This is a genomic window from Mesorhizobium sp. M4A.F.Ca.ET.020.02.1.1, from assembly GCF_004022645.1.
Lineage (GTDB): Bacteria > Pseudomonadota > Alphaproteobacteria > Rhizobiales > Rhizobiaceae > Mesorhizobium.
The window spans coordinates 1-4570 of record NZ_RZOI01000502.1 but is presented as its reverse complement, the minus strand read 5'-3'; the positions used below and the strand labels follow the sequence as shown (position 1 = coordinate 4570).

6 protein-coding genes and 1 tRNA gene are annotated in these 4570 nt (G+C 63.3%); 5 read left to right on the top strand and 2 right to left on the bottom strand.

Annotated elements, in window-relative coordinates; translation table 11 throughout:
- Nucleotides 1–128: nicotinate-nucleotide--dimethylbenzimidazole phosphoribosyltransferase (locus EN742_RS25220; protein ID WP_189375573.1), on the top strand; the 128-nt coding region annotated here is incomplete at its 5' end.
- A gap of 24 nt (nucleotides 129–152) precedes the next feature.
- A complete protein-coding gene (locus EN742_RS25215; RefSeq protein ID WP_126054001.1) occupies nucleotides 153–893 on the top strand; it encodes a hypothetical protein in 741 nt (246 codons plus the stop codon).
- 71 nt (nucleotides 894–964) lie between these two features.
- On the opposite strand, the gene EN742_RS25210 is transcribed toward EN742_RS25215, so the two are convergent.
- Both EN742_RS25210 and EN742_RS25205 read right to left on the bottom strand, forming a co-directional pair.
- A tRNA-Lys gene (locus EN742_RS25210) sits at nucleotides 965–1040 on the bottom strand.
- Between the two features lie 196 nt (nucleotides 1041–1236).
- Nucleotides 1237–2142, bottom strand: coding sequence for a PhzF family phenazine biosynthesis protein (locus EN742_RS25205; RefSeq protein ID WP_126054000.1), 906 nt, complete (start codon nucleotides 2140–2142; stop codon nucleotides 1237–1239).
- A gap of 101 nt (nucleotides 2143–2243) precedes the next feature.
- On the opposite strand from EN742_RS25205, the gene EN742_RS25200 reads away from it, so the two are divergent.
- From EN742_RS25200 to EN742_RS25190, 3 genes are all read left to right on the top strand, one after another.
- Nucleotides 2244–3530, top strand: a complete 1287-nt coding sequence (locus tag EN742_RS25200) for an efflux RND transporter periplasmic adaptor subunit (RefSeq protein WP_126053999.1) — start codon at nucleotides 2244–2246, stop codon at nucleotides 3528–3530.
- A 4-nt stretch (nucleotides 3531–3534) separates the two neighbouring features.
- Nucleotides 3535–4242 carry an ABC transporter ATP-binding protein gene (locus EN742_RS25195; protein WP_126053998.1) on the top strand — a complete coding sequence of 236 codons (708 nt, stop codon included), beginning with the start codon at nucleotides 3535–3537 and terminating at the stop codon, nucleotides 4240–4242.
- Nucleotides 4239–4570 (top strand): ABC transporter permease (locus EN742_RS25190; RefSeq protein ID WP_148670242.1); only part of this gene is annotated, 332 nt, incomplete at its 3' end. The genes EN742_RS25195 and EN742_RS25190, both read left to right, overlap by 4 nt.

Sequence of the window (4570 nt, the reverse complement as noted above, 5' to 3'; positions counted from 1 at the left end):
TGCTCGACCTCGGCATGCGGCTCGGCGAAGGCTCCGGCGCCTGCCTTGCCGTCAACATCGTGCGCTCGGCGCTGGAATGCCACGCCCGTATGGCGAGCTTCGCAGAGGCAGGGGTTTCGGACAAATAGTGACCTAGATGCTGGGGTGCGCTGATGGAGGAACCCTCAAAGATTTTTGGTGATCCCAAACATGGGCTACGCGACGCTCTGGCTCGGATTATTCGCGATTTCGACAGCAAGCGCGGCGCCTTTGCCGCGCTGAAATACAACTCCCCGTGGATGCTGGCCACCGAGGATTGGGCCGAACGATCGGGCCATACGGTCGAATCTCTGTGCGAGGTGATTTCTCAGTGGCGGATTTCACGCTGCTCGGGCGAGCCGATGGATCCTAGAATATCTCCGGTCTTTGAAGATCTTCGAGGCGCTGCGGAGGAGTGGAGAGACGAGACAGGTAACGTCGACCCGCCCCTGCGCTTTGATCCTGAAAAATCAAAATTTCCCAATCGCAAGGAACTGAAGGAACATACTCAAAACAGATGGGGCTCTCTAGGGTTGGCGGGGCAATGGCACAACTACGATGCTAGAGATCTTACTTTTGGTGGTGTTTTTGAAGACAGATTTGGCCACCGAGTTGCAGTCAGCATGACCTTCAAGCTTGGATACGGAGGCCCAATAAGGCTGTTTCTGCAATTTCCTTACTACTCGGGCGGCGAACCGAGATCACTTGACCTCTTCACGCTTTCTGGCTGGCTCGTACGCAATGCGCTCCGGCTACCACAAGCCCCCGAATTCGAATGGATCGTCGGCAAAAGCAAGACAAACTTCGATGCCGTTGACGGCGTCCTGGCCATAACGCGAGCGATTCTCAGCTACCTCAGGCCAACCATCCAGTAAAAATCGAAAGCCCCCTGAACGCGGCGGGGCGCCGGCTTCCGATGTTTTTTCAGCAGGATCTGAAGAGGATTTGGTGGGTGTGCACAGGATCGAACTGTGGACCCGCTGATTAAGAGTCAGCTGCTCTACCAACTGAGCTACACACCCACACGGCCGGTAAACCCAGCGTTGGCGGGCATATAGCCGCCGATCTTGGGGATGTCTAGCCCCGCCGGGATCATTTCCCGATAAATCGCTAAAGCATGATCCCGAAAAGTGGAATCCGGTTTTCGGAAGAGATCATGCTCAAACAAAAAAGATGGAGCCCCATCCCGATTCTATCGGGATGGGGCAGCCGCACCGATCAGACAAAAAGTCTGCCTTCCGCCACCTTAATGGCATGGCCGCCGATGCGGGCGGCGGCCAGTTTGCCGCCGTCGACATTGAGCTCGAGCCGGATTCGCGACGGCCGGCCCATCTCCAGCCCCTGCTCGATCCACAGCTGCGAAATACCGTCTGTCGGGCCGTCGAAATGCATGATGGCGCCGGCAAAGGCTGCCGCTGCCGAGCCGGTCGCCGGGTCCTCATAGGAGGGACTGCCGGGCACGATCATGCGCACATGGAAGGCGCTCTCATGGTTGACCGTCTCGCGGCAATAGACATAGGGACTGGCGAAAGCCCATTCGCTCTTGCGCGGCGCCAGTTCCGACCATGCCTGGTTGTCCAGCCGGATTTGGCCCGCCGCCTTCAGGTCGGCGACCGGAATGGTCACGTAGGGCACGCCGGCCGACCAGAACGAGACGCGGTGATTCTCAAAGCCGATCTCATGCGGTCCAAGGCCAAGCGCGGCGCCGATCGCTTCCGCGTCGGCGGAGAGCTCCAGCGGCTCCGGCAGCTTCGCCAGGTCGAACTCGGCGAAAGTGGCGCTGTCATGCTTGCTCACCGCGCAGCGTACCGGGCCGATATTCTCTTCAAGAACGAAGATGCCGGCGGTCTCGCCAGCCAGATCGGCGAGCGCGATCGCCGTACCGACGGTCGGATGGCCGGCGAACGGCATTTCATAGTCGGGCGTGAAGATGCGGATGCGGGCGCGGTGCTTGGCGTTGTCGGGAGGCAGCACGAACACCGTTTCGGAAAGATTGAATTCGCGCGCGATGGCTTGCATAGCCGCCGTGTCCAGCCCCTTGCTGTCCAGGACGACAGCCACGGGGTTGCCGGCCAGCCGCTCGGTCGTAAAGACATCGTAGAGCAAGTAATCCCGGGTTTTCATTCTTGCCTCAATCCCAACATGGGCGAAATTTAATTTGTAATTCGAACCACAAAGCCTGATCTGTGCACAGATAGGGACTGTGCGCATAATAGGGGTCCAGCGTGGACCAGGTTGTCAATCCGCCAAAGACGGAATCGGATTCCGCCATCGAGACGGCGCTCGGCCTCGACCGCAACGGCCTGCGCAGGACACGCCGGCGCGGTTGGCTCTATGCCCTGCTGGCGCTGATCGCCGTTGCCGCGGCGGGTGCCTTCTATCAGTGGTATGCCGGCTCTCAGGCCAAAATCGACTATACCACCGTGCCGGCAGCCGTTGCCGACCTCACCGTCCAGGTCTCGGCCACCGGCACGCTGCAGCCGCTGACGCAGGTCGACATCTCCAGCGAACTTTCAGGCGTCGTCCGCTCGGTCGCGGTCGAGGAAAACCAGCAGGTCAAGAAGGGCGATGTGCTGGCGACGCTCGACACCGCCAAGCTCGAGGTTCAGATCGAGCGCGCCGAGGCTTCCGCCAAGGCAGCCGCGGCAGCCGTCGAGGACGCCACCGTGACGCTGAAGGAAAACGAGAACGCGCTGGCGCGCGCGAACGAACTCACCAAGCGCGGCATGGCGACCGACCAGTCGCTCGAGGCCGCGACCGCGACCCGCGACCGCTCCAAGGCGGCCCTCGACAGCGCCGAGGCCAACCTTGCCATCGCCAATGCCGATCTCAAGGCGCAGCAGACCGACCTTGCCAAGAGCACCATCTACGCGCCGATCGACGGCATCGTGCTGACGCGTTCTGTCGACCCCGGCCAGACGGTCGCCTCCTCGCTGCAGGCGCCGGTGCTGTTCGTCATTGCCGCCGACCTCAGGAACATGGAGCTGCAGGCGGCGGTCGACGAAGCCGATATCGGCTCGGTCAAGCCCGGCCAACATGCCCGCTTCACCGTCGATGCCTTTCCGGAGCGGCCCTTCGACGCCGAGATCCGCGACATCTCCTATGCGTCCGTAACCACTGACGGCGTCGTCACCTACAATGCGCGGCTGGAGGTCGACAACAGCGAGTTGCTGCTCAGGCCCGGCATGACCGCCACCGTCTCGGTCGTCACCAAACAGGCCAAGGGTGTGCTCACCGTGCCGGCCACCGCCTTCCGTTACCGGCCGGCGCCGCCCGCCGCCCGCACGTGGAGCCTGCGCGACCTGTTCACCGGCCGCATGGGCCGCCCTGGCCGCCAGCGCGACGCCACGCCGAGACCGACCGACGGCTCGCGCACGCTCTATGTGCTGGAGAATGGCCGACCCCACGCGGTCAATGTCAAGGTCGGTTCCACCGATGGCGAGCTGACCGAGATTACGTCCGGCCTCGACAAAGGCGCGCAGGTCATCACCGGCTCGCAGCTGCGGAACTGACGCCGTGTCGGGCTCCACGCTGATTGCCTTCGACAAGGTCTGGAAAAGCTACGGCCAGGGCGAAGCCCGCGTGCATGCGCTGGCCGGCGTCGATCTCGCCATCCGAAAAGGCGAGTTCGTCGCCATCATGGGCCCGTCGGGTTCCGGCAAGTCGACGGCGATGAACATCATCGGCTGCCTCGACACGCCGACTGCCGGGACCTACAGTTTCGAGGGCATCGACGCCGGCCGGCTCGACCGCAACCGCCGCGCCATGCTGCGCAACCTCTATGTCGGCTTCGTCTTCCAGGGCTACAATTTGCTGCCGCGCACCACGGCGGCAGAGAATGTCGAGCTGCCGCTGATCTATCGCGGTGTCGCCGCGCGCGAGCGCCGCCAACTTGCCATGCAGGCGCTGGCCGAGGTCGGCCTTGTGGGACGCGAGCATCACACGCCGGCCGAGCTCTCCGGCGGCCAGCAGCAGCGGGTGGCGATCGCGCGCGCCATCGTCACCAGGCCGACGCTGCTCGTTGCCGACGAACCCACCGGCAATCTCGACTCCGCCCGCACGCACGAGATCATGGAGCTCCTGACCAGGCTCAACGCCGAGCTTGGCCTCACCATCGTCATGGTCACGCACGAGGCCGACGTGGCGGCCTATGCCGAGCGCACGATCCGCTTCCTCGACGGCCATGTCGCCACCGACTCCAACAAACTGGAGGCGGCCCAATGATCTGGGAGACAGTTCGCCTGTCGCTGATCTCGATCCGCCGCAACGTGCTGCGCTCCTTCCTGACCTTGCTCGGCATCGTCATCGGCGTCGCCGCCGTCATCGCCATGCTGACCATCGGCTCCGGCACCACCGCGAAGGTCAAGTCGGATATTTCCAAGCTCGGCAGCAATTTGCTCGTCGTCAGCCCCGGCCGTCCGGCCGGGCCTGGCGGACCGGGAGGGCTCGACCAGGCGGTGCGTCCGCTTGCCGACAAGGACCTTGCCGCGCTCGTCAAGCATCTCGACGGCGCGCGCGCCATCTCGCCCGCCTCGCAAAAGCAGGTCCGCGT

Excerpts from the sequence above, each read along its gene's own strand:
- EN742_RS25215 (WP_126054001.1), top strand. The coding sequence starts at position 153 with ATGGAGGAACCCTCAAAGATTTTTGGTGATCCCAAACATGGGCTACGC.
- EN742_RS25205 (WP_126054000.1), bottom strand. The coding sequence starts at position 2,142 with ATGAAAACCCGGGATTACTTGCTCTACGATGTCTTTACGACCGAGCGG.